This window comes from Pseudomonas mangiferae (assembly GCF_007109405.1).
Taxonomy (GTDB): Bacteria; Pseudomonadota; Gammaproteobacteria; order Pseudomonadales; family Pseudomonadaceae; genus Pseudomonas_T; species Pseudomonas_T mangiferae.
Genome location: NZ_VJOY01000026.1, coordinates 1 through 24,672 on the forward strand (window position 1 = coordinate 1; position 24,672 = coordinate 24,672).

Consider the following 24,672-nt stretch of genomic DNA (forward strand, 5'->3'; position numbering starts at 1 on the left):
CCCCCCGTGGCGCCCCCGCCGGAACCGGCGCCCGCCGCCGCGCCTGCCCCGGCGTCCACGGCCGAAGCCGAGGCCATGCCCTCGGACCCGACCCTCACCGATGCCTACCTCAGCGGATGGTTCCACCGGGACACCGGCGAGCTGTTCGAGGGCTTCCCGATCCAGGCCGAGGACAGCGTGCTGGACATCGGCTGCGGCGACGGGCCGTTCGCCCAGTTCTGCGCCGAGCGCGGCGCCGAGGTGATCTTCGCCGACATCGACGCCGCCAAGGTGAACGCGGTGGAGGCGCTGCTGCGCCAGTCGCCGGCCCGCGCCGTGCTGCCGCTGGTGACCGACGCCGACCCGATCCCGCTGCCCGACGGCCGGGTGAACAAGGTCATCGCCATGGAGGTGCTGGAGCACGTCGACGACCCAGCGCGCTTCATGGCCGAGCTGGTGCGGGTGGCACGGCCGGGCGCGCAGTTCCTGATCACCGTGCCCGACCCCCTGGGGGAAAGCGTGCAGAAGGACCTGGCGCCGCCGGCCTACTTCGAGAAGCCCAACCACATCCGGGTGTTCCAGCGCGATGCCTTCGAGCAACTGGTGCGGGATGCCGGGCTGGTGATCGAGCGACGCGCCTACTACGGCTTCTACTGGTCGGTGTGGTGGTACTTTTTCTGGGCCTGCAAGCAGGACCTGTCGCCGCCATGGCACCCGCTGCTGGAGCGTTGGACGGAGACCTGGAACACCCTGCTGTCGATGCCCGACGGGCCGCGGATCAAGCGGGCGCTGGACCAGGCCATGCCGAAGAGCCAGGCGATCATCGCGCGCAAGCCGCTCTGAGCGAGGCACTTCATGACGTCCAATGGGTTGTTCCGCGAGCCGGCCTGGCTGTGGGCGCTGCCGGTGCTGGCCGCCGTGCTGCTGGTGCGGCTGTGCCTGGGGTTCGAGTTCCCCATCCCGTGGAACGACGAGACCGCCTTCGTCGCTCAGGCGTTCGAGTTCAGCCGCACCGGCAGCCTCTACGTGTACGGGCTGAACGCCGAGCGCACGGTGATGTGGATGCCGCCGGGCTCGATGCTGCTGCAGGCGGCGGTGTTCCGCCTGGTGGGCTACAGCTTCGACGTGACCCGCTGGATCTCCTGCCTGCTCTACCTGGGGGCCTTCGCCGTGGCCCTGGCGGCGCTGGCACGCACCTTCGCCGGACGCTGGCGCATGGTCGCGGCGGCGCTCACCGCCCTGGCCTTCACCTCGCCCTATGCCCTGGCCATCGGCAACCTGGCGCGGATGGAGGCGCTCTACACCCTGCTGGCCCTGGGCTCGCTGCTGGCGTTGCTGCGCGGCCGCCCCTGGCAGGGGCTGGCCTGGGTGCTGCTGGCCGGGCTGGTGCACTTCAACGCGGTGTACTTCCTGCTGCCCCACGGCGCCTGGCTGGCCCTGGCCCTGGCGCGCCGGCAGTTGCCCCGCCCGCGCCCGGCGGACGCCGTCCTGCTGTTGCTGGCCCTGGCCTGCCTGGCGGGCTACGCAGTCTTCGTCCTGGCGAACCTGGACGGCTTCATCGAGGACATGCGCTTCCAGTTCGGCTTCAAGCTGGCCTTCCAGAGCATGGACGGCGCCTATGGCTGGGCCCTGGTGGGTGGCCTGCTGGCCCTGGCCCTGCTGCAAGGGCGGGCGCAGCGGGGGCTGTGCCCGGCGGCGCTGTTCACCCTGCACGGCACCGGCTTCGTTATGCTGGCGCTCAACGGCCACAACATGTGGTACCGGTTCGGCATGGCCTTCGGCTTCTGGCTGTGCGCCCTGGGCCTGCTGGCCTGCCTCGCCGGGCAGGCCTCGGCGCGCCGCCGCCAGGGACTGGCGGCGGCACTGGTCCTGTGCGTGGCGGCCGAGGCCGGCTACGCCTGGCAGCGCACCGAGCAGTTCGACCCGCTGTGGCCACGGGCGTCCCTGCTGGGCCGTGACTTCCTGGCGCCGGCGGAGCGGGACAAGGTGCGGGCGTTCATCGCCCAGTTGCCCCCCGGCAGCCGGGTGTCCTTCGGCTACAGCGGCGTCGAGCCGTTCTTCTTCGAGGACTTCGCCCGCGCCGGCAGCCAGTGGAGCCTGACCGCCCACAGCGTCACCCAGGTGCTGCCGCCCCGCGCCCTGGACTACCGGGTGCTCTGCGACAGCGCGCTGTTCCCCGCCTACCTGATGCGCTTCGACTGGGACGGCTACCCGCGCCAGGGCCAGGACAGCGGGTGCCGGATCATCCCGCTGAAGCCCGCCTCAGGCTGAGGCGATCGGCAGCGGCCGGGCCGGCGCCAGGCGCCGCAGCAGGCGCTTGCCGGGAACTTCGATGAACCGGTAGGTGAGGACCGAATAGGCCACCAGCCCCGCCAGGTACAGCGGGGTCAGCGGCCCGTGGGCCAGGCCCAGGGGTTCGCAGACGCCGCTGTTCACCCCCATCAGTATCACCAGGTGGTTCAGGTAGATCGAGTAGGAAATCGTCCCCAGGCCCTTCAACCGCGCCAGCAGCCGCGCGGGCCAGGCCGCCTGGAAGGCGAAGGCGGTCACCGCGAGGGCGAACAGCGGCGGCGCCAGCAGGTCCAGCAGGCGCAGCGCCCGCGGGAAGAACAGCGCCACCGCCGCCGCCAGCAGCACCGCCTGGGCCAGACCCAGCGCCCGCGGCGACAACCGCCGGGCCTGCAGCGAGCGATAGCCGCGGTAGGCCAGGACCCCCAGCAGGAACGCCGCCCAGCCCCGCAGCAGCCCGGAATTGAAGACCTGGAAGTAGTTCTGGAAGGTGGTGTCCAGGTGGCCGGTGAGCACCGCCACCAACCCCAGGCAGACAAGGCTGGCCAGCAGCAGGGCCAGGCTGCGGGTGCGCCGGCCGATCCAGGCGAAGAAGGCCAGGTTCAGCCAGAACTCCACGGAGATGGACCAGCTCGGCGCGTTCCAGGTCTGCCCGTGGGTGTTCAGGCCGACGTTGTGGGTCAGGGTCAGCTGCTGCAGGAAGGTAGACAGGGTGCCGTCCGGGTAGTGGGGGATGTCGCCGGCCAGCAGGGTGTAGACCAGGGCGTAGCTGAGCAGCCCGTAGAGGTGCATGGGGTAGAGCCGCGCCAGGCGCGCCGTCACGAAGCCGTAGGCGCCGGGCCGGTCGGTGCCGTACAGGTAGCGGTGGGCGAGGATGAAGCCGCTCAGCGCCAGGAAGAAATCCACCGCCAGGTAGCCGTTGAAGCTCAGCAGCCAGTGGAACAGCGCCACCGCCAGGGCGGCGACGCCGCGCAGGCCATCGAGGGCATCGAAATGCCGGGCGGGCCGGGAGGCGGCCCGTGCCAGGGCGCTCGCCTCAGAGGCGGACGATGCGCAGGGCATGCACGACGATCCGCGCAGGCTGGGTCAGGCGGGTGCGGATCTCCGCCTCGGCCGACCCCTCCACGCTGAACGTGTGGCTCAGGGTGGTGGGCTGGCCGTCGCTGCCGGCCAGCGGGCCCTGCTGCAGCACCCGCTGGCCCTTGTCCACGGCCACGTCCCAGTCGCCGACTGGTGCGTGGCCGGCGGCGCTGTAGTCCAGCTCGAAGCGGTAACGGCCCGGCGCCAGGCGTATGTACGGGCCGAAGGTGACGAAGCCGGGGGTTTCCGACACCGCGTCGCAGTCGCCCTCGCTGCGGGTGCTGTCCAGGTGCGGCAGGCGGCAGGCGGCGAAGCTCAGCACGGCGCCGGGGCTGGCCAGGGGCGCCGCGCGGAAGCCGAAGCGGGCGTCACGGTACTGGCAGTCCGGGGTGCAGTCCTCGACGTCGCTCAGCATGACCTGGGCCGGACCGGCGCAGGTGGCGCCGGGGGTGTACATGAAGCTGAGCTCCGGGCGGGTGACGCAGGCATCCACGCCGCGGTCGCGCAGGTACACCAGCAGGCCCTCGGCGAGCCCCCAGAGGCCCTGGTTGTGGGCCGAGTAGTCGAAGGCGACGCGCGGCCCGTAGCGCTCCGCCAGGGCGTCGCCCATCTGCGCGATATCCTCCCGCGGGTCCAGGGGCGCCGCGGGGCGCTGGACCAGCGCGAACAGGCAGCCCAGGGCCAACGCCAGGGCGCCGGCGGCGCGCAGGGCGGCCGAATCCAGGGCGGCGAGGCTGGCGTAGATCGCCAGGCAGCCCAGGGCCGCCGGCAGCGCCAGGTAGTAAAGGCCCATGAACTCGTAGAGCGGCAGCGGCGCGGTGATGTGGTAGAGCATGAACAGCAGGGTGACGAGCGCGGCGCTCCACAGGGCGTCCTGGGCCAGCGGTCGATGCATCCGCAGCTGGCCGAGGCCCAGGGCGAGCAGCACCAGGCTGGCGGGCAGCACCAGTGGCAGCGCCGCCTGCCAGTAGGACAGGGTGAAGCCGAGGCTGGCCAGCAGGCCGGCATGGTCGGCGCCGGTCATGGCCCGGCCGGCCCCGAGGATGCGCAGCAGGTTCGGCTTCGGGCTGACCAGGAAATCCAGCAGCAGCGGCAGGGCGAACAGGGCGCCGACCGCCGCCGTCGCGGCCAGCCAGCCGTAGGCGGCGCGGTCCAGGGGGCGCCGCCGCCAGAGCGCCGCCAGCAGCGCCAGGCCCAGCAACGGCAGGGTGAACAGTGGCATGGTGACGTAGCCGTGGATCAGCACGCCGGCCAGGGCCATCGCCAGGGGCGCGGCGCGCAGGCCGTTGCGCATCACCAGCAGCACCGACAGGTAGAACGCCAGGTACGGCAGCACCAGCCGGTAGGGCATCCAGAACTGGAACAGCCGGCCGCCCAGCAGCAGCGCCAGGGGCAGGGTCGCCGCCACCGCGGCGGCGGACAGGCGGCGGCCGAACAGCCGCGGCAGCAGCCAGGCGATCAGCGCCAGGAAGGCCAGGTTGACGACGGTCACCGAGAGCACCCAGGCATTCGCCCGGGGCAGCCCGATGGCGGCGCCGGCCCGCTCCATCAGCGCGTTGCCGTAGAGGAACACCGGGCCGGGGTGGTTGAAGCCGAAGCGCGAGTAATGGCCGCGGAACAGGTAGCCGTTTTCGTGCAGCTCGTTGACCAGCAGCATGTCCGCGGCGAAGTCGCCGTCGGGCTGGAAACGTTGGCCCAGGGGAATGCGGGCGTCATAAAGCAGCGCGCCGGCCAGCAGCAGGAGCAGCAGCAGGCCGGCGACGCGGTTCAGGGTTCGGCTCAAAGTGACAGCCTTTTGAAGATCATCTCGGGCACGCTCTTGATCACCGCCATGATCGGCCACCAGAAGAACGGGGTGTACAGCACGTTGCGCTTGCGTTCGATGGCGCGTTCGATGTCGGCGGCGATCTTCTCCGGGCTGGCCCACAGCGGGCCCTTGGGGAAGGCCGCGGTCATCGGGGTGTCGACGAAGCCGGGCTTGATGGTCAGCACCTGCACGTGGCTCTTGGCCAGGCGGTTGCGCAAGCCCTGGAGGAAGATCGCCAGGGCGCCCTTGGCGGTGCCGTAGACGTAGTTGGACTGCCGGCCGCGGTCGCCGGCCACCGAGCCGATCACCGCGATGCAGCCGTGGCGCTGGGCCTCGAAGCGGTTGGCCAGGCGGGTCAGCAGGGCGATGACGCTCAGGGCATTGGTGTTCAGTTCCTGCAGCGTGGCCTCGACGCTGGCCTCGCAGGCCTTCTGGTCGCCCAGGGTGCCGTGGGCCACCAGCACTTGGTCGATGCCGCCCAGCTCGCTGTCGACCCGCGCCAGCAGCGCCTCCTGGGCGTCCAGGTCGTTGGCCTCGAAGGGGGCGTGGAACACTCGGGCGGCGCCACGCACCCTGAGGTCGGCGGCCAGGCTTTCCAGGCGCTCGCCGTTGCGGGCCAGCAGGTAGAGGCTGTGGCCGCGGGCGGCGAAGCGCCGCGCGGTGGCCTCGGCGATCGCCGACGTGGCGCCGACGATCAGTACGCGTTGTTCGTTCATGGTTATTCCAGGCCCAGGCGGCGGGCTTGCAGGGACGTGAAGGTGCCGCGGGCGTGGTACTGCTCGCGCACGGCTTGCAGGCGTTCCCAGAGCGGGTAGCTGCGCTTGAAGGTCGCTTCGCTCATGCGGGCGTCCTTGGTGAGATAGAGGCGGCCGCCCTGCTCCAGCACCCGCTCGTCCAGCTCGTCCAGCAGCTCGAACAGGCCTCTCTCGCGCTTGAAGTCCAGGGCCAGGGTGTAGCCCTCCACGGGGAACGACAGCAGGTTGGCGTTGGCCGGGCCGAAGGCCTTGAGCACCGCCAGGAACGAGCCGCGGCGCGACTCGGCGATACGCGCGAGGATGCTGCGCAGGCCGTCCAGCCCGGCGGCCTTCGGCACGACGAACTGGTACTGCAGGAAACCCTGGCGACCGTACAGGCGGTTCCACTGGTGGATGCCGTCCAGGGGGTAGAAGAAGCTGTCGTAGCTCACCCGCTGTCGCGACTCGGCGGTGCGCACGCGGTTGTAATAGAGGCTGTTGAAGGCCTGCATGGTGTAACGGTTGAGCAGCAGCGCCGGGGAGTCGACCGGCACGCTCAGGGGGCGGCCCGCCGACAGTACCAGCTGGCGGTCCCGGGCGTGCTCGCCGATCATCAGCAGCGAGCGGCCCAGGGACGCCCCCGAGGCCAGGCAGTCGATCCAGGCCACGGAATAGGTCGTGCCGTGGTGGGCCTCGAACAGCGCCAGGGCCTCTTCCAGGTTGGCCGCCTTGTAGGTGGTCTGGTGGATGTAGGCGCTCTCCACCCGGCGCAGGCGCAGCTCGGCCTCGACGATCACCCCGGTCAGACCCATGCCGCCGCAGGTGGCGTGGAACAGCTCGGGGCGTTCGTGGCGGGAGCAGGCGACCCGACTGCCGTCGCCCAGCACCAGCACCAGGGACTCGACGAACGCGCTGAAGCAGCCGTCCAGGTGGTGGTTCTTGCCGTGCACGTCGCTGGCGATGGCGCCGCCGAGGGTGACGAACTTGGTCCCGGGGGTGACCGGCAGGAACCAGCCGCGCGGCACGAACACCGCCAGCAGCTCGGCCAGGGTGGTGCCGGCCGCGCAGCGCAGCAGGCCGCGGGTCTCGTCGAAGGCCAGCAGGTGGGAGAGGGCGCGGGTGCCGAGGATGTGCGGCGCCAGCGCGCTGTCGCCGTAGCTGCGGCCCATGCCGCGGGCGATCAGCCCGTCGCCGCCGGCCACCTGCCCGGCGAGGGCGGACACGGTGAGGGGCAGGTCGATCCGTGCGTCGACCGATGGGTAGCGTCCCCAACCCTGAATGGGCATCATGCGGCTCCTTGGCGAAAGACGAAGCGCTTGTCCAGCGCGTACTTGGCCACGTAGCCGATCGCCAGCCCGATGACCGCGCCGACGTAGCGCATCTCGCGGGTCTGGAACAGATGGTCGAAGCCGAATTCGAAGCCCCAGAAGATCGCCGTGGTGATCAGCCCCATGAGGGCGTAGAGCACGAAGGTGCGGCCGTCATGGGCGGCGTTCTTGGCCTGAAAACGAAAGATATAGCGCTTATCGAGCACATATTTGACAATAAGCCCCACCCCCGTCCCGAATGCCACGGACAGCGCTACCGCGAAACGTCCGTCGTAGAGGCGCACCAGCAGGTCTTGCGCGCCGATGTTGGCGACCGTCGCGATCGCCGCGAGCAGGGCATAGAGGAGGGTCAATCGCATATGAATGAAAACGCCATGGCAGGAGCTGAAACGGCATGCATGCTACCGTAGAGCGAAGTTCGTCTCTAGCGCGTCTGAAGGGACTGCTGACCCTGATGCGTCCCCGGCAATGGGTGAAGAACGGCTTCGTCTTCGCCCCGTTGCTGTTCACCGGCTCGTTCCTCCACGGCGATGCCATCCGCCAGGTGCTGATGGCGGCGCTGCTGTTCTGCGTGGCGTCCTCTGCCACCTACATCGTCAACGACCTGCACGACATCGAGCGCGACCGCCGCCACCCGAAGAAATCCCGCACCCGCCCGCTGGCCTCCGGCCTGGTGACCCCGGCCCAGGCCCTGGTGCTGCTGGCGATCCTCTATGCGGTGCTGATCGGCGCCTGGTTAGTCGCCCCGGCGGTCATCGTGGTGATCGCCGGCTACATGGTGCTCAACCTGGCCTACACCTTCCTGCTCAAGCACCAGCCGGTGCTGGACATCTTCACCATCGCCATCGGCTTCGTCCTGCGGGTCTACGCCGGCGCCATGGCGCTGTCGGTACCGGTGTCGTCGTGGATGTTCGTCACCACCCTGTGCCTGGCGCTGTACCTGGCCGCGGTGAAGCGCCGCCAGGAGCTGGCCGGCAGCGGCAGCGAGGGGCGCGAGGTGCTGCGCCACTACACCCCGGCGCTGATCGACCGCTACGCCGAGATGGCCGCCACCGGCGCGCTGCTGTTCTACAGCCTGTTCGTGATCTCGGCGCGCCCGGAGATGGTGGTGACCATCCCCCTGGTGCTGTTCGGGCTGTTCCGCTACTGGTTCGTGGTGGAGTCCCTGGGCGGCGGCGAGTCGCCCACCGATGCGCTGCTCAGCGACTGGCAGCTGCTGGTCACCGTGGCCCTGTGGGTCGGCGTCAGCGCCTGGGCCATCTGGCCGGCGTGATCGCCCCGGCCGAAGTCATCGAATCGTCACCGGCCGGCTGCGTCACGTAGCCGCAGCACCGAATCAGAGGAACCTCATGGACGTCGCTTATCTGGTCGCTCCCTTCGCCACCTGGCTGGTGGCGGGTTGCGCCAAGTTCGCCATCAACAGCCTGCGCGCCAAGCGCCTGGCCTTCGGCCTGATCGGCTATGGCGGCATGCCCAGCAACCACAGCGCCATGGTCACTGCCATGGCGGTGCTGATCGCCCTGCGCGAAGGCATCGCCCACCCGGCCTTCGGCGTCGCGGTGACCCTGGCCTTCATCGTCATGCTCGACGCCAACAGCCTGCGCCGCCAGGTCGGCCGCCACGCCGAGGCGATCAACCGACTGAACGCCGCCACCGGCGTGGCCGGTGAACTTTTGCGCGAACGCATGGGTCATTCCCGGCTGGAAATCGCCGGGGGGATCGTCACGGGCGCGTTGGTCGCCTGGTTGATCGATATGTTCGTTTGACAATGGACCTTTTCGGCGGAAAGGGTTTGAATCGGCAACCGATTCGCCCGGCTCGCTGAACTTCCGCCTCAAACGGCCCCGAAGCCACCCTAATCCAGCCAAGTTCAGGCAGAACGTCGACATTGAAAAAGCCACTCTTCGTCACCGGCCTCACGGGTTTCGTCGGGCAGCGTCTACGCCGCCAGTTACAGGATGATGACCACGGCTGGCGACTGATCGAACCGCGCGAGCGCTGCGATTTGCTGCAGCCCGACTCGCTGGACGCCGCCCTGGCTGACGAATGCCCGGAGGCGGTGATCCACCTCGCCGGGCAGACCTTCGTGCCGGAGTCCTTCCGCGACCCGGCGAAGACCCTGGAGATCAACCTGCTGGGCACCCTGAACCTGCTGCAGGCGCTCAAGCGCCGCGGGTTCGCCGGGACCTTCCTCTATGTCAGCTCCGGCGACGTCTACGGCAAGGTGGACGAGGCGGCGCTGCCCATCGACGAGGGCCGCCTGCCGGAGCCGCGCAACCCCTACGGGGTGAGCAAGGTGGCCGCCGAGCTGCTGTGCCGCCAGTGGAGCGTCGCCGAGCCCTGGCGGATCATGGTGGCGCGGCCGTTCAACCACATCGGCGAGGGCCAGAGCGCGGCGTTCGTGGTACCCAGCGTGGCCCAGCAGATCGCCCGCATCCGCCAGGGCCGCCAGGCGCCGCGCCTGGAAATGGGCGACATCGACGTCAGCCGCGACTTCCTCGACGTGCGCGACGTGCTGTCGGCGTACTTCGCCCTGCTGGCCCGGGGCGAGAACGGCGGCGTGTACAACATATGTTCCGGACGCGAATACGTGATCCGTGACCTGATTCAACGGATGGCCACCCTTGCCGGGGTGGACCTGGAGATCGTCCAGGATCCTGCTCGGATGCGCCGGGCCGAGCAGCGGAGGGTGCGCGGCAGCTTCGAGCGACTGCAGCGCGTAACCGGTTGGCAACCCACACTATCAATAGAAGACACCTTGAAGACCGTACTGTCCGATTGGGAGTCCAGGGAAAAAGAAGTATGACTAAGCGCGCGTTGGTGACCGGAATCACCGGACAAGATGGGGCCTACCTGAGCAAGCTGCTGCTGGATAAAGGTTACGAGGTCTACGGCCTCACTGCCCGCCGCAGCACCGATACGTCCTGGCGTCTGCGGGAACTGGGCATCCACGGCGATATCCGTTTCCTGGAAGGCGACCTGGCCGATGCCTGCTCGGTCCAGCGCGCGGTCCTCAAGTCCACCCCGGACGAAGTCTACAACCTGGGCGCCCAGAGCTTCGTCGGCACTTCCTGGGACCAGCCGGTGACCACCGGCGTGGTGGACGGCCTGGGCGTCACCCACGTGCTCGAGGCGATCCGCCAGTTCCGCCCGGAAACCCGCTTCTACCAGGCCTCCACCAGCGAGATGTTCGGCCTGATCCAGGCCGAGCTGCAGGACGAGACCACCCCGTTCTACCCGCGCAGCCCTTACGGCGTCGCCAAGCTGTACGGCCACTGGATTACCGTGAACTACCGCGAGAGCTTCGGCCTGCACGCGTCCAGCGGCATCCTCTTCAACCACGAGTCGCCGCTGCGCGGGATCGAGTTCGTCACCCGCAAGGTCACCGACGCGGTGGCCCGCATCAAGCTGGGCAAGCAGAAGGAGCTGCGCCTGGGCAACATCGACGCCAAGCGCGACTGGGGCTTCGCCGGCGATTACGTCGAGGCCATGTGGCTGATGCTGCAGCAGGACAAGCCGGACGACTACGTGGTGGCCACCGGCATCACCACCACCGTGCGCGACATGTGCCGCCTGGCCTTCGCCCACGTCGGCCTGGACTACCAGGACCACGTGGTGATCGACCCGCAGTTCTTCCGGCCCGCCGAGGTCGACGTGCTGCTGGGCAACCCGGCCAAGGCCAAGGCCCAGCTGGGCTGGTCGCCGAAGACCGACCTGGAGGCCCTCATCACGTCCATGGTCGAGGCTGACCTGCGCCGCGTCGGCCGGGAGTGACCATGATCGTTCCGGTGATCCTCTCGGGTGGCGCCGGCACGCGGCTCTGGCCCGTGTCCCGCGAAGGCTGCCCGAAGCCGTTCCTCAAGCTTCCCGACGGGCAGAGCCTGTTGCAGAAGACCTACCAGCGCGCCGCGCAGATCAGCCCGCGCGGCGACATCCTCACGGTGACCAACCGCGACTACTACTTCCAGAGCCGCGACGAGTTCCATGCCGCCCAGCTGCCGGACCACCGCGGGCACTTCCTGCTGGAGCCCAGCGGCCGCAACACCGCCCCGGCCATCGCCGTGGCGGCCCTGGCGGTGCGTGCCCTGCACGGTGACGACGCGATCATGCTGGTGATGGCGGCGGACCACCTGATCCTCGACCTGCCGGCGTTCGTCGAAGCCACCCGTCAGGCGGCCCGGGCGGCCGCCGAGGGCTACCTGACCACCTTCGGCGTGCGTCCCAGCGCGCCGGAGACCGGCTTCGGCTACATCGAGTGCGGCGAGTCCCTGGGCCTGGACGACACGGTGCGGGTGCGCCGCTTCGTCGAGAAGCCCGACCTGGAGACCGCCCGCGGTTACCTGGCCAGCGGCCAGTACCTGTGGAATTCCGGGATGTTCTGCTTCAGCGCCGGCGCGCTGCTGAAGGAGATGGAGCGCCATGCCCCGGAGATCCTCTGCCAGGCCCGCGCCTGCCTCGACGCCAGCCCCGGCGTGGAGAACGGCCAGTGGCTGATGCAGGAACTGGACGCCGAGAGCTTCACCGCGCTGCCGGACATCTCCATCGACTACGCCCTGATGGAGCGTTCCGACCAGGTGGCGGTAGTGCCGGCGTCCTTCGACTGGAGCGACATCGGTTCGTGGAGCGCCATGCGCGAGCTGGTGGAGCCGGACGAGCAGCAGAACCGGGTCAGCGGCGAGGCGATCCTGGTGGACACCCGCAACACCTACGTCCACAGCGAAGGGCGGATGGTGGCCACCGTCGGCATCGAAGACCTGATCGTGGTGGACACCGAGGACGCCGTGCTGGTGGTGCACCCGGACCGGGTGCAGGACGTGAAGAAGGTGGTCCAGCAGCTCAAGTGCGCCGATCACCAGGCCTACAAGCTGCACCGCACGGTCAGCCGCCCCTGGGGCAGCTACACCGTGCTGGAGGAAGGCCCGAACTTCAAGATCAAGCGCCTGGTGGTGCGCCCCGGCGGCTCGCTGTCGCTGCAGATGCACCACCATCGCAGCGAGCACTGGGTGGTGGTGCGCGGCATGGCCCGGGTGGTCAACGGCGAGCGCGACATTTATGTCAACGTCAACGAATCCACCTACATCCCCGCCGGCCACCGCCATCGCCTGGAGAACCCGGGCCTGCTGGAGCTGGTGATGATCGAGGTGCAGAGCGGCGAGTACCTGGGCGAGGACGACATCGTTCGCTTCGACGACCAGTACGGCAGGGTCAAGTGATGGCATTCGGCCTGACCCGTGCGGTGTGGAACTACCGCGGCTTCGTCGTCGGCAGCGTCAAGCGCGAGTTCCAGACGCGCTACCGCAACTCCCTGCTGGGCGGCGCCTGGATGGTGCTCAACCCGCTGGCGATGATCATCGTCTACACGGTGATCTTTTCCCAGCTGATGAAGGCGCGCCTGCCGGGGGTCGACAACGGCCTGGCCTACGGCATCTACCTGTGCGCGGGCGTGCTCACCTGGGGCTTCTTCTCGGAGATACTCGGGCGCAGCCAGTCGGTGTTCCTGGAGAACGCCAACATGATCAAGAAGCTGAGCTTCCCGCGCATCTGCCTGCCGCTGATCGTGGTGCTCAACGCCGGGGTCAACTTCGCCATCATCTTCGCGCTGTTCCTCGGCTTCCTGGCGGTCACCCAGAACCTGCCCGGCTGGACCCTGCTGGGGGTGGTGCCGGTGCTGCTGGTGCAGATCCTGTTCTCCATCGGCCTGGGGATCATCCTCGGCGTGCTCAACGTGTTCTTCCGCGACGTCGGGCAGTTCGTCGGGATCTTCCTGCAGTTCTGGTTCTGGTTCACCCCCATCGTCTACCCCCTGTCGATCCTGCCGGAGGCGGTGCGCCCGCTGGTGGCCTGGAACCCGATGACCGCGTTGATCAGCGCTTACCAGACGATCTTCGTCTATGACCGCTGGCCGGACTGGTCGAGCCTCTGGCCGGTGGCCCTGGCCGCCTGCGTGCTCTGCGTCCTGGGCATGCGCCTGTTCCGCAAGCGCGCCGGCGAAATGGTGGATGAACTCTGATGGGTAGCGTTCTCGTCGAGGGCCTGGGTAAGGCCTACAAGCAATACCCGAACCGCTGGGCCCGCCTGGCCGAGTGGATCATCCCGTTCTCCAAGCCGCGCCACCAACTGAAGTGGGTGCTGCAGCAGATCAACTTCCGCATCGAGCGGGGCGAGGCCCTGGGCATCATCGGTATCAACGGCGCCGGCAAGAGCACGTTGCTGAAGATGATCACCGGCACCACCCAGCCCACCTCCGGGCGCATCGCCATCGAAGGGCGGGTCGCCGCGCTGCTGGAGTTGGGCATGGGCTTCCATGGCGACTTCACCGGCCGGCAGAACGTGTTCATGGCCGGCCAGCTGCTGGGCCTGGGGATGGAGGAGATCGCCGGGCTTATGCCGGCCATCGAGTCGTTCGCCGAGATCGGCGACTACATGGACCAGCCGGTACGCACCTATTCCAGCGGCATGCAGATGCGCCTGGCGTTCAGCGTGGCCACCGCCCGCCGGCCGGACGTGCTGATCGTCGACGAAGCGCTGTCGGTGGGCGATGCCTACTTCCAGCACAAGAGCTTCGATCGCATCCGCGAGTTCCGCAAGGCGGGTACCACCCTGCTGATCGTGTCCCACGACCGCCAGGCGATCCAGTCCATCTGCGACCGGGCGATCCTGCTGGACCATGGCCGCTTGGCCCTGGAAGGCGCGCCGGAAGAGGTGATGGACTTCTACAGCGCCATGCTCGCCGAGCGCGAACAGCAGACCGTGCGCCAGGAGCGCCTGGACAACGGCAAGGTGCGCACCATCTCCGGCACCGGCGAGGCCGGCTTTGTCGACATCGCCTTGCTCAATGCCCAGGGGCAGCGGGTGGAGGTGATCGAGACGGGCGCCGAGGTGACCCTGCAGGTGACCGTGGAAGCCAAGGTGGCGGTGCCGCGCCTGGTGCTCGGCTTCATGATCAAGGACCGCATGGGCCAGGCGATCTACGGGATCAACACCCACCGCCTGGGGCGGGCCCTGGAGCGGGTGGAGGCCGGCGAGCGGGTGGTCTACTCCTTCGCCTTCCGCGCGGCCCTGGGCAAGGGCAATTATTCCATCGCCCTGTCCCTGTCGCGGTTCGACTCGCACCTGGACACCAACTACGAATGGCGGGATTTCGCCCTGGTGTTCCATGTCATCAATATCAAGCAGCCCGATTTCGTCGGTTGTGCCTGGCTGGATTCCAACCTGACCATCGAGCGCGACGCAACACCTGAACTGGCAGCTCTCTGAGAGGAAAAAACTATAAATGAGACTGTTGATCGAATGTACGTATGTGTACGACCACCCCGGCGACAACTCGGGGATTCAGCGGGTCGTGCGCAATATCGTCAACAATCTGCACGCTGTGAAGACCGACGTCCCGTGCATCCCGGTCATCCTGAAGAATGACAAGGTGTACGGCGTCAGCAACCTGGGGCCGTCCAAGAGCAGCATCTCCAACCTGCAGAGCTGGCTGTCCCACCAGCATGGGCGACTGTCGCGCCTGCGCCACCGGGTCTGGCAGTACAAGTCGCGCCGCGAGCGCCGCTGGCCCTACCAGAACTCGCCGCTGCTGCGCTTTTTCCTGAGCGTGTTCTGCCGCAGCTTCAGCCTGGCGCTGGCGCTGCCGCAGAAGGTCCTGGCGCAGATTTCCCTGCGCTACGTGGACAAGGCCCGCGCCAGCGAAATGGAATACCGCCCCGGGGACGTCCTAGTCCTGCTGGACTCGTCCTGGCACGCCGATTTCTTCCCGCTGGCCGAACGGCTGAAGGCCGAGGGCGTGGACATCGTCTCGGTGATCTACGACCTCATCCCCCTGACCCACCCGCAGTTCTGCGACGACGGGCTGGTACGGGTGTTCGAGCACTGGTTCGACTGGATCGCGCGGACCGCCGACGGGTTCATCGCCATCTCCAAGACCATAAGCGACCAGGTCCGCCAGGAGGCGCAGTGGCGCCTGGGGCGCGACGTGGCGGCCGAGCGCTGGTTCGACTACTTCCACCTGGGCAGCGAGCTGGACCTGATCAACGAGAAGGCCGTGGTGCGCCACGAAGTACGCAGCATGTTCAAGGGCCGCTCGGTGTACCTCATGGTGAGCACTGTGGAGCCGCGCAAGAACCACGTCTACCTGCTCAACGCCTTCGACAAGCTGTGGGCCGAAGGGGTGGACGTGTCCCTGTGCATCGTCGGCAAGATCGGCTGGAAGTGCGAGAAGCTGATCGAGCGGATCCGCCAGCACAAGGAACTGAACCGTCACCTGTTCATGTTCAACGACCTCAGCGACCGCGAGCTGGAGTACTGCTACCGCAACGCGCGCTCCCTGGTGTTCCCGTCCTACGTGGAAGGCTTCGGTCTGCCGTTGGTGGAGGCCATGCAGCGCGGGCTGCCGGTGATGGCCAGCGACATCCCGGTGTTCCGCGAGATCGGCGACGACGCCATGGCCTACTTCGGCCTGTCCGAGCCCGAGTCGCTGTGCCGCCTGGTGCGGCGCTTCGAGAGCACCGGCCAGTTCCCCTCGGCCGCGCCGTTCACCGACTGGAGCTGGCTCAGCTGGAAGGATTCCGCCAATCAACTGATCGAGCGGGTCGTGCAGCATACGCGGCAGAGCCGGTCCGAAGCCGGTCCGGTGGTCGCCAGCCATGCCGCTGTCGGTCGGCCTTAACGCCGGCATCCTGCGTGCGCCGCGTACCGGGATCGGCAACTACCTGACCGAACTGGCCCTGGCGCTGTCCCGGCACGAGGACCTGCGCCTGAGCCTGTTTACTGGCTGGCGCTGGCAGGCGGAGCTGCCCGACTCGCCGCTGCCCGGCTATTCCCGCTGGAGCGGCCTGGTGAAGAAGGCGCTGCCCGGGGCCTACCGGGTGCGGCGCCTGCTGGAGCAGCAGCGCTTCGACTGCGGCCTGCACCACCGCCCGATCGACCTCTACCACGAGCCGAGCCTCTGGCCGTTGCGCTTCGACGGACCGATGGTGATGACCGTGCACGACCTCACCCATGTGCACTACCCGCAGACCCAGCCGAAGGACCGCCTGCGGGAGATCGAACGCCACGTCGCCCGGGGCGTCGCCCAGGCTCGGCGCATCCTGGTGGATTCCCGCTTCGTGGCGGAGGAGGTCTGCCGCCATTACGGCGTGCCGACGTCCCGGGTGGTGGTGGCGCCCCTGGGCTGCGCCGCGCGCTTCCATCCCCGGGAGCATGCGGCGCTGCAGGCGCCCCTGGCGGGCTTCGACGTGAGGCCCGGCGGCTACCTGCTCTGCGTGGGGACCCTGGAGCCGCGCAAGAACCTGCCGCTGGCGCTGCGGGCCTACGGGCACCTGCCGGCGTCGCTGCGGGCGCGCTTTCCGCTGCTGATCGCCGGCATGCCCGGCTGGCATCTGGACGAACTGGACGGCATGCTGCCCGCGGCCCGGGCCGACGGCCAGGTGCGCCTGCTGGGCTATCAGGACGACGAGGCCCTGGCGCAACTGGTGGCGGGCGCGCGGCTGCTGCTGTTCCCGTCCCGCTACGAAGGGTTCGGCCTGCCGGTTCTGGAAGCCATGAACAGCGGTACACCTGTAGTATTGTCGTCCGCCTCGTCCCTGCCGGAAGTCGCCGGCGAGGCCGGCCTGTATTTCGCGGCCGACGACGAGGCCGGGTGCGCCGAGGCGATTCGGCGCCTGCTCGAAGACGAACACGAGTGGCAATCGCGCCGGGCAGCGGGGCTGCGCCGGGCAACCGAATTCTCGTGGCAACGCTGTGCAGCGATCACGGCCGGGGTGTATCGCCAGGCGATGGAGAGTTGATGCGCGTCCTGCATTTTTTCAAGACGTACCTGCCGCAGTCGGTGGGCGGCATCGAGCAGGTGATCTACCAGCTCTGCCAGACCTGTAGCGCCCATGGCATCCGCAGCGAAGTGCTGACTTTGAGCGCCGAGACCGAGCCCGCGTCGCTGATGCTCGACGGCCACCGGGTGCACCGTGCGCGCCTGGATTTCCAGATCGCGTCCACCGGGTTCTCCTTCAGTGCCCTGCGCCGCTTGAGGGAACTGGCCGCCGAGGTGGACATCGTCCACTACCACTTCCCCTGGCCGTTCATGGACCTGGCCCACGTGCTCACCCGCCTGGACAAGCCGACGGTGGTGACCTACCACTCGGACATCGTCCGCCAGCGCAGCCTGCTGCAGCTGTACAAGCCGCTGATGCACCACTTCCTCGGCAGCGTCGACCGGATCGTCGCCACCTCGCCCAACTACCTGGAAACCAGCCCGGTGCTGGGCCATTACCGGGACAAGGTGCGGGTGATCCCCATCGGTATCGACCGCGCCGGCTACCCGGAGCCGGACGCCGAGCGCCTGGAGCGCTGGCGCCGCCAGGTGGGGGAGCGTTTCTTCCTGTTCGTCGGGGTGATGCGCTACTACAAGGGCCTGCACATCCTGCTGGAAGCGCTGCGCGGCACCCGCTACCCGGTGGTGATCGTCGGCGCCGGCCCGCTGGAGCAGGAATTGCGCCAGCAGGCCGAGGCCCTCGGCCTGGACCAGGTGGTGTTCCTCGGGCGCATCGGCGACGAGGACAAGGTGGCCCTGCTCAAGCTCAGCAGCGCCATCGTGTTCCCCTCGCACCTGCGCTCGGAGGCCTTCGGCATTTCCTTGTTGGAAGGGGCGATGTACGGCAAGCCGATGATCTCCAGCGAGATCGGTACCGGCACCAGCTACATCAACATCCATGGCGAAACCGGCCTGGTGGTGCCTCCGAGCGATCCCCAGGCGTTCCGCGAGGCCATGGCGTTCCTCTGGAACGATCCAGAAGCCGCAGCCGCCATGGGCGCGCGCGCGGAGCAGCGCTACCAGCAGCTGTTCACCGCGGAAGAGATGGGTGCCCAGTACGGGGCGTTGTATCAGGAATTATTGGCGGAAAAGCAAAAGGCCCGCTGATGCGGGCCTTTTCGACTTCGGCGCGTCGTCACTGAGGACTTCGCTCATCGCACCGGTTTACCACACGGTACGGTCTTGCTATCCGACTGTCTGGCCGAGGCTCAGCGCCAGAACGGCTTGCTCAGTTCGGCTTGACGCTGGGCTTCGCTGATACCGGCATCGGCGAGCAGGCGGGCATCCAGGCGAGCCAGTTGCTGACGGCTCAGGATACGGCGCTGCCAGAGCACCACGTTAGCGAGGACGCGCAGCGGCAGCGAAGCGTTGGCGCGGGTGGGTTGGCTTTCGAAAATCAGGTCGGAACCGAGGGTACGTTCCATGGTGGTCATCCTTCCGCTTGTGGCGGCTCAAGAGGTTTACTTCTGGCGACAATGATCCTCTTCTCGGCCGCGACCTCATAGTCACAGTTGACTTGAATTGTGCGGTATGCATGACGATTTTTTTGAATCTGTACTGTTACCGATTAACTCAGCTGTACTGGTTTTGCACCTAATTGGTGCGTTAAATCCAGAAAAGTGATACCGGTGTCGCTTTTTCGCGCGTTTTTGACGGTTACATACCCGTACAGTTGTTCGGAAAGCGTTACCTGTACTGATTGGCGTGTTGGAGGCCAAAAAGAAACACCGGCCGAGGCCGGTGTTCTTCGTTGCAACTGTGTCGGTCAGTCCACGGCCTTGACCATGTCCTCGATGACTTTCTTGGCGTCGCCGAAGACCATCATGGTCTTGTCCAAGTAGAACAGTTCATTGTCCAGACCCGCGTAGCCGCTGGCCATGGAGCGTTTGTTGACGATCACCGTACGCGCCTTGAACGCTTCGAGGATCGGCATGCCGGCGATGGGCGACTTGGGATCGTTCTTCGCCGCCGGATTGACCACGTCGTTGGCGCCCAGTACCAGCACCACGTCGGTCTGGCCGAACTCGGCGTTGATATCTTCCATCTCGAAGACCTGCTCATAGGGCACTTCGGCTTCCGCCAGCAGGACGTTCATGTGGCCGGGCATGCGCCCCGCGACCGGGTGGATCGCGTACTTCACTGTCACGCCACGGTGGGTCAGTTTCTCCGCCAGTTCCATCAGCGCGTGCTGGGCACGGGCCACGGCTAGGCCGTAGCCGGGGACGATGATCACGGTGTCGGCGTTGGTCAGCAGGAACGCGGCGTCGTCCGAGGAGCCGGACTTCACCGGGCGCTGTTCCTGGCTGCCCGCGGCCGGACCGGCGTCGGCATGGGCACCGAAGCCACCGAGAATCACGTTGAAGAAGGAGCGGTTCATCGCCTTGCACATGATGTAGGAGAGGATCGCACCCGAAGAACCTACCAGTGAACCCGCGACGATCAGCATCGAGTTGTTCAGGGAGAAGCCGATGCCCGCCGCCGCCCAGCCGGAATAGCTGTTGAGCATCGACACCACCACCGGCATGTCGGCGCCGCCGATGGGGATGATGATCAGGACACCGATGACGAAGGCCAGGGCCACCAGCAGGGCGAAGGCGCCGATGTGGCCGGTGAAGGTGAACAGCAGACCGAGGCCAACGATGGCCAGGCCCACCAGCAGGTTAAGCACGTGCTGCCCCGTGAACTGTACCGGTGCGCCCTGGAACAGGCGGAATTTGTACTTGCCGGAGAGCTTGCCGAAGGCGATCACCGAGCCGGAGAAAGTGATCGCGCCGATGGCCGCGCCGAGGAACAGCTCCAGCCGGTTGCCGGCGGGAATCGGGTCGGCCATGCGCGCCACGATCCCCAGGGACTGAGGCTCCACAACGGCGGCGATGGCGATGAACACGGCGGCCAGGCCGATCATGCTGTGCATGAACGCCACCAGCTCCGGCATCTTGGTCATCTCGACCCGCTTGGCCATCACCGAGCCGGCGGTGCCGCCCACCAGCAGGCCTACCACCACGTAGCCAAGGCCGGCGGTGGCGCCCTGGACGGAGAACTGCGCGCCCAGCTTAAGGATCAGGCCGACGGTGGTGAACACCGCCAGGGTCATGCCGAGCATGCCGAACAGGTTGCCGCGCCGCGACGTGGTGGGGTGGGACAGGCCCTTGAGGGCCTGGATGAAGCACACCGAGGCGAGCAGGTAGAGCAGGGTGATCAGGTTCATGCTCATCAGTGCTTCTCCGCATCGGACGCCTTGGGCGCCTTCTTCTTGAACATTTCCAGCATGCGCCGGGTGACCAGGAACCCGCCGAACACGTTGACCGCCGCCAGGGCGACGGCCAGGGTGCCCATGGTCTTGCCCAGGGGGGTGACGGTCAGGGCGGCGGCGAGCATGGCGCCGACGATCACGATGGCGGAAATCGCGTTGGTTACCGCCATCAGCGGGGTGTGCAGGGCCGGGGTGACGTTCCACACCACGTGGTAGCCGACGTAGATCGCCAGCACGAAGATGATCAGGTTGTAGATACCGGGGGAAATCAGGTCCATGGCGGTGCTTCCTTAGGCGTTCTTGCGCACGAGCTGGCCGTCGCGGCACATCAGGCACGCGGCGACGATGTCGTCGTCGAGGTTGAGGTGGAAGCGGCCTTCGCCGTCGACCACCAGCTTGAGAAAGTCCAGCAGGTTGCGGGCGTACAGCGCGGACGCGTCGGCCGGCACCAGGGCCGCCAGGTTGCTGTGGCCCACCAGGGTCACGCCGTGCTTGACCACCACTTGGCCGGCCTCGGTCAGCGGGCAGTTGCCGCCCTGGGCAGCCGCCAGGTCGATGACCACCGAGCCGGGCTTCATCGCCTGGACAGTGGCTTCGTGGAGCAGGGTGGGCGCCTTGCGGCCGGGGATCAGGGCGGTGGTGATGACCACGTCCGCCTGCAGGGCGCGCTCATGCACCGCGCGGGCCTGACGCTCCATCCACGAGGCCGGCATCGGCCGCGCGTAGCCGCCCACGCCCTGGGCGCATTCGCGCTCCTCGTCGGTCTCGAAGGGCACGTCGATGAATTTGGCGCCGAGGGACTCGATCTGCTCCTTCACCGCCGGGCGCACGTCGGACGCCTCGATCACTGCGCCCAGGCGCTTGGCCGTGGCGATGGCCTGCAGGCCGGCGACACCGGCGCCGAGGATCAGCACCCGGGCGGCCTTCACCGTCCCGGCGGCGGTCATCAGCATCGGCATGAAGCGCGGGTAGTGGTGGGCCGCCAGCAGCACCGCCTTGTAGCCGGCGATGTTGGCCTGGGAGGAGAGCACGTCGAGGCTCTGGGCGCGGGAGGTGCGCGGTGCGGCCTCCAGGGCGAAGGCGGTGAGGCCGTGTTCGGCCAGGTGCGCCAGGGTGTCGCTGTCGAAGGGGTTGAGCATGCCGACCAGCACCGCGCCGCGGGCGAACTGGGCCAGTTCGGTGGCGTCGGGGGCGTTGACCTTGAGCACCAGCTCGGCGCCCAGGGCCGCCGCGGCGTCACCCAGGGTGGCGCCGACCGCCTCGTAGGCGGCGTCCGGCTGGCTGGCGGTCTCGCCGGCGCCGCGTTGCACGGTGACCCGGTGGCCTTGGCCGATCAGTTTCTTGACGGTTTCGGGAGTCGCCGCGACGCGGGTCTCTCCGACGCGGGTTTCGAGAGGAACACCTATGTGCACTGAAAACCTCCTGCGTGATCGTTGTCGTTATCCCGCGCACTGCGTCGGCGCCCGGGTGTGGGGCGGATCGCTCCCTGCGGTATCGGACGTGCATACCGGCGGCGCGGCATTGTGCAGCCGAAACCGCGAAGCCATCAAGACGTTCTGGAGTCAAACAAGGCGGTAACTACAAGTCATTAACAGACCCTATGGCCATGGATAAGCGCGGAAGGGCCTCAGGGGCGGGGTTTCAGGCCGGTATGACCGGGAGAGCAGGCAGGCGGTGTTTCGAGCTCGGCAGTGGGCTGGCCGCTGTGGTGTTCGAGGCTCGCAAAACACCGGGAAAAGCCGATTTATTCGGATAAGCATATGTATTTAAAGAAAAAATTAAGAAGAAAGCGAAGCAGCGCTCTGCTGGCACTTTGTAGTCGTTTCGTTAGGAGACTACCTGAATTGGTAGCGAGTCACTTACGCCAGCAGGCCCAGGCGCTTGGCGCACATCACGGCCTGGGTACGGCGCTTCACGCCCAGCTTGCAGTTGATCTTCTTCGCATGGGTTTTCACCGTGTTGACCGAGATGAACAGCCGCGTACCGATCTCCTCGTTGGAATAGCCCTCGGCCAGCAGGTGCAGCACTGCCTGTTCCCGCTGGCTGAGCAGGTCGGGGATGGCGGCGTCGTAGGCGATCCGCGGCTCGGTGGGTGCGTCGAGGGCATCCAGGGCCTGCCGGACGGCTTCCACCAGGGGCCGGTAGTGCAGGGCGGCGCCGCGTCGCTGCAGATCCAGCAGGGCCGGGCGCGCCGCGCCGGGGTTGCCCTGGGCGGCCTGGGCCCGGGCCAGCAGCAGTTCGTTGCGCAGCGCCAGGTCCGGCGCGAAGCACGGTGCCATCCACGGTCGCTCGCCCTCGAAGTAGCGCTGGATGCGCCGCCCGATGGTCTCCACCCGCGCCCAGTTGCCCTGGCGCGCCAGGACCTGCATGCGTTGCAGGCTGAGCATGCCCATGTAGGCCAGCCGCCACACCTGCTGGCAGTGCATGCGCCGCTCGGCCTCGGCGAGTTCGGCGAAGGCCGCCTGGAAGTCACCGCGGCGCGCTGCCAGCTCGGCGAGCCCCAGGTAGCCCAGCAGCGCCAGGGGGTCGGCGCAGTCCTCGGCCAGGGCCAGCCCGCGCCGCAGGCTGTCCTCCGCGGCGTCGAGGGCGTCCGTCTGCAGCAGGAGCTGGGCGTCGGCGAGCCGCAGCCGCCCCAGCAGCAGCGCATCGCCGGCGTCCCGCTGGGCGATCAGGGCGAGGCTGGCATCGATCTGCGCCCGTGCCCGTGCGGTATCGCCCCGCAGCAGCAGCCCCTGGACCCGGTCCAGGTCGAGCCAGACCTCGAACAGCACGCTGCCATGGCGACGGGCCTGTTCCCGGGCGCTGTCCAGGTAGGCGCCGGCCTGCTCCGGCTGGCCGCTGGCGAAGGCGATCCGCGCCAGGGCCGAACGGCACAGCAGCGCCGGCATCCAGTCCTGGTCGTCGAGCGCGGCGAGGGCGGCGTGGCAATCCCGGGCGGCGTCCCCGGGGTCGCGCCCGCGCAGCGTCCCGAGGGCGCCACGCAGGGCCTGGGCGTTGGCCAGCAGGCGCCGGGTGCGGCGCCCGTCGGGCTGGGGCAGGAAGCGCCCGAGCCGTTCCAGGCAGTCGTCCGCCTCGTCCAGGCGCCAGGCCAGCAGCAGCGCCCAGGCGTTGAGCACCACCAGCCGCGGCGTGCCGTCCAGCAAGTGGGCGGGCAGGCGTTCGCGCCAGGCCAGCAGGTGCGCCAGGTGGCGCTCCCCGGTCAGCCATTCCTGGCCCAGCCGCTCCAAGTAGCTGGCGGCCACTTCTGGCTGCCCGGCGGCCAGGGCTTGGTCGATGGCGTCCTCCACCTGGCCGGCGGCGAAGAACAACCGGCAGGCGCGCAGGCGCAGGGCGGGGGACAGCTGGGCATCGGCATGCTCGCGCAGTGCCCGGGCCACCGCCGGCAGCGGCCGGTACCAGAGCCCCTGGCGGTCCAGGGGCAGGAAGAAGGCGTGGCGCCGTAGCAGGGCCTCGAAGCGCGCGGCGCCGTCGCCGTCGTCCCAGAGCTGGGCGCAGAAGGCCGCCGACACCCGCGGCAGGTGCACCAGCACCAGCAGGTCCCGGCGCGCGTCGGCCTCCAGGCGGGCCAGCACTTCGCGATCCAGGTAGTCCTTCAGCCAGCACGGCCCGCCGCCGCTGGCGGGTGGCGTGGCCAGCAGCAGCGGCACGCCGGCGCACCAGCCGAGGGTGTCCCGCCACAGGGCGGCGGGCTGCCCGGCGCCGGGTGCCAGGCGTTCGGCCAACTGCTGGGTCTCGGCCGGGTCGAAGGCCAGTTCGCCGGCATCCAGTTCCAGCAGGTCGCCCGCGAGCAACAGACGCGGCAGGTTCCAGGCCGGCCTCTGGCGGGCGCTCACCAGCAGGCGCAGCGGCAGGTCCGGCTGCGCCAACAGCCGGTCGAGGCAGGCGTCGAGGGCAGGGTCGGGGTCATGGGGGTAGTCGTCCAGCACCAGCCACAGCGGCGCGGGGTGGGCCTGCAGCAGGGCGCTGAGGGCCTGCTCGTCGGTGCCGGCCGGGCGCGCCTGGCCCAGGGCGATGGCCAGGCGAGCCAGCACCTGGGCCAGGGGCTCGGCGCGCCCGCCGAGGCTCAGCCAGACCAGGCGCGGCGGCGGCTCGCGGCGCAGGCATTCGCCCAGCAACACGGTCTTGCCGAAGCCGGCCGGGGCCACCAGCAGCCGCAGCCGCCAGTCGCCGTCCCGCAGGCGGGCGGCGAGGCGGGGGCGTGGCAGGTGCGCCGGCGGCAGGCGCGGAAGGCCGGCGGGCCGGCAGTCGGGGACACCGGGGCTGGAACGCGGCATGGCGGTCTCGTGGCGTTCGCGATGGAACGCGTTGTTGTTATGACGTGGACCCTGGCGCCGAGACTAGCCGCCCGCCGGGCGACGATGAAACGAGGATGGCCGCGGGTGATGGCGGCCCAT

General features: G+C 68.4%; 22 protein-coding genes. 12 read left to right on the forward strand and 10 right to left on the reverse strand.

The genetic code is table 11. The features are described from left to right. Positions 1-6 precede the first annotated feature (6 nt). Both FM069_RS20575 and FM069_RS20580 read left to right on the forward strand, forming a co-directional pair. On the forward strand, positions 7-822 hold the full coding sequence (locus FM069_RS20575; protein WP_233282092.1) for a class I SAM-dependent methyltransferase: 816 nt from the start codon (positions 7-9) through the stop codon (positions 820-822). A 12-nt stretch (positions 823-834) separates the two neighbouring features. Then, positions 835-2,250: a hypothetical protein gene (locus FM069_RS20580; RefSeq protein ID WP_143490282.1), complete on the forward strand. Its 1,416-nt coding sequence runs from the start codon at positions 835-837 to the stop codon at positions 2,248-2,250. On the opposite strand, the gene FM069_RS20585 is transcribed toward FM069_RS20580, so the two are convergent. From FM069_RS20585 to FM069_RS20605, 5 genes are read right to left on the reverse strand one after another with little or no spacing between them, the layout of a single operon-like run. Beyond that, on the reverse strand, positions 2,242-3,330 hold the full coding sequence (locus tag FM069_RS20585) for an acyltransferase family protein (protein ID WP_143490283.1): 1,089 nt from the start codon (positions 3,328-3,330) through the stop codon (positions 2,242-2,244). The two genes, FM069_RS20580 and FM069_RS20585, sit on opposite strands and share 9 nt — an antisense overlap. After that, on the reverse strand, positions 3,305-5,131 hold the full coding sequence (locus FM069_RS20590; protein ID WP_143490284.1) for a hypothetical protein: 1,827 nt from the start codon (positions 5,129-5,131) through the stop codon (positions 3,305-3,307). The genes FM069_RS20585 and FM069_RS20590 overlap by 26 nt, the downstream gene beginning before the upstream one ends. Next, on the reverse strand, positions 5,128-5,871 hold the full coding sequence (locus FM069_RS20595; protein ID WP_143490285.1) for an SDR family oxidoreductase: 744 nt from the start codon (positions 5,869-5,871) through the stop codon (positions 5,128-5,130). The genes FM069_RS20590 and FM069_RS20595 overlap by 4 nt, the downstream gene beginning before the upstream one ends. A 2-nt stretch (positions 5,872-5,873) precedes the next feature. Then, positions 5,874-7,175, reverse strand: coding sequence for an FAD-binding oxidoreductase (locus FM069_RS20600; RefSeq protein ID WP_143490286.1), 1,302 nt, complete (start codon positions 7,173-7,175; stop codon positions 5,874-5,876). After that, positions 7,175-7,576, reverse strand: a complete 402-nt coding sequence (locus FM069_RS20605; protein WP_143490287.1) for a GtrA family protein — start codon at positions 7,574-7,576, stop codon at positions 7,175-7,177. Before FM069_RS20605 ends, FM069_RS20600 begins: the two co-directional genes overlap by 1 nt. Positions 7,577-7,611: 35 nt before the next feature. On the opposite strand from FM069_RS20605, the gene FM069_RS20610 reads away from it, so the two are divergent. The 10 genes from FM069_RS20610 (at position 7,612) to FM069_RS20655 (ending at position 18,132) form a co-directional block, all read left to right on the forward strand. Continuing rightward, positions 7,612-8,490 carry a decaprenyl-phosphate phosphoribosyltransferase gene (locus FM069_RS20610; RefSeq protein WP_143490288.1) on the forward strand — a complete coding sequence of 293 codons (879 nt, stop codon included), beginning with the start codon at positions 7,612-7,614 and terminating at the stop codon, positions 8,488-8,490. A 76-nt stretch (positions 8,491-8,566) separates the two neighbouring features. Then, on the forward strand, positions 8,567-8,983 hold the full coding sequence (locus FM069_RS20615) for a divergent PAP2 family protein (RefSeq protein WP_143490289.1): 417 nt from the start codon (positions 8,567-8,569) through the stop codon (positions 8,981-8,983). A gap of 122 nt (positions 8,984-9,105) precedes the next feature. Beyond that, on the forward strand, positions 9,106-10,023 hold the full coding sequence (locus FM069_RS20620; RefSeq protein ID WP_143490290.1) for a GDP-mannose 4,6-dehydratase: 918 nt from the start codon (positions 9,106-9,108) through the stop codon (positions 10,021-10,023). After that, positions 10,020-10,991, forward strand: coding sequence for a GDP-mannose 4,6-dehydratase (locus FM069_RS20625; RefSeq protein WP_143490291.1), 972 nt, complete (start codon positions 10,020-10,022; stop codon positions 10,989-10,991). The genes FM069_RS20620 and FM069_RS20625 overlap by 4 nt, the downstream gene beginning before the upstream one ends. Before the next feature lie 2 nt (positions 10,992-10,993). Further along, positions 10,994-12,430, forward strand: a complete 1,437-nt coding sequence (locus tag FM069_RS20630; RefSeq protein WP_143490292.1) for a mannose-1-phosphate guanylyltransferase/mannose-6-phosphate isomerase — start codon at positions 10,994-10,996, stop codon at positions 12,428-12,430. Further along, a complete protein-coding gene (locus FM069_RS20635; RefSeq protein WP_143490293.1) occupies positions 12,430-13,227 on the forward strand; it encodes an ABC transporter permease in 798 nt (265 codons plus the stop codon). Before FM069_RS20630 ends, FM069_RS20635 begins: the two co-directional genes overlap by 1 nt. Further along, positions 13,227-14,474 carry an ABC transporter ATP-binding protein gene (locus FM069_RS20640; protein ID WP_143490294.1) on the forward strand — a complete coding sequence of 416 codons (1,248 nt, stop codon included), beginning with the start codon at positions 13,227-13,229 and terminating at the stop codon, positions 14,472-14,474. The genes FM069_RS20635 and FM069_RS20640 overlap by 1 nt, the downstream gene beginning before the upstream one ends. A gap of 16 nt (positions 14,475-14,490) precedes the next feature. Further along, positions 14,491-15,885 carry a glycosyltransferase family 4 protein gene (locus FM069_RS20645; RefSeq protein WP_143490295.1) on the forward strand — a complete coding sequence of 465 codons (1,395 nt, stop codon included), beginning with the start codon at positions 14,491-14,493 and terminating at the stop codon, positions 15,883-15,885. Further along, complete coding sequence (locus FM069_RS20650; RefSeq protein WP_143490308.1) at positions 15,869-17,005, forward strand: glycosyltransferase family 4 protein; 1,137 nt, start codon at positions 15,869-15,871, stop codon at positions 17,003-17,005. Before FM069_RS20645 ends, FM069_RS20650 begins: the two co-directional genes overlap by 17 nt. After that, positions 17,005-18,132: a glycosyltransferase family 4 protein gene (locus FM069_RS20655; protein ID WP_143490296.1), complete on the forward strand. Its 1,128-nt coding sequence runs from the start codon at positions 17,005-17,007 to the stop codon at positions 18,130-18,132. Before FM069_RS20650 ends, FM069_RS20655 begins: the two co-directional genes overlap by 1 nt. 101 nt (positions 18,133-18,233) lie before the next feature. Here FM069_RS20655 and FM069_RS20660 read toward each other — a convergent pair whose 3' ends face one another. The 5 genes from FM069_RS20660 to FM069_RS20680 all read right to left on the reverse strand — a co-directional run bounded on the left by FM069_RS20660 (position 18,234) and on the right by FM069_RS20680 (position 24,552). Further along, positions 18,234-18,449 (reverse strand): DUF1127 domain-containing protein, encoded by a 216-nt coding sequence (locus FM069_RS20660; protein WP_143490297.1) that lies wholly within the window; start codon positions 18,447-18,449, stop codon positions 18,234-18,236. Between the two features lie 341 nt (positions 18,450-18,790). Then, a complete protein-coding gene (locus tag FM069_RS20665) occupies positions 18,791-20,239 on the reverse strand; it encodes an NAD(P)(+) transhydrogenase (Re/Si-specific) subunit beta (RefSeq protein WP_143490298.1) in 1,449 nt (482 codons plus the stop codon). After that, a complete protein-coding gene (locus FM069_RS20670; protein ID WP_143490299.1) occupies positions 20,239-20,556 on the reverse strand; it encodes an NAD(P) transhydrogenase subunit alpha in 318 nt (105 codons plus the stop codon). The genes FM069_RS20665 and FM069_RS20670 overlap by 1 nt, the downstream gene beginning before the upstream one ends. A gap of 12 nt (positions 20,557-20,568) precedes the next feature. Next, positions 20,569-21,690, reverse strand: coding sequence for a Re/Si-specific NAD(P)(+) transhydrogenase subunit alpha (locus tag FM069_RS20675; protein ID WP_143490300.1), 1,122 nt, complete (start codon positions 21,688-21,690; stop codon positions 20,569-20,571). A gap of 447 nt (positions 21,691-22,137) precedes the next feature. Beyond that, positions 22,138-24,552 (reverse strand): LuxR C-terminal-related transcriptional regulator, encoded by a 2,415-nt coding sequence (locus FM069_RS20680; RefSeq protein WP_143490301.1) that lies wholly within the window; start codon positions 24,550-24,552, stop codon positions 22,138-22,140. Between the last annotated feature and the right edge of the window lie 120 nt (positions 24,553-24,672).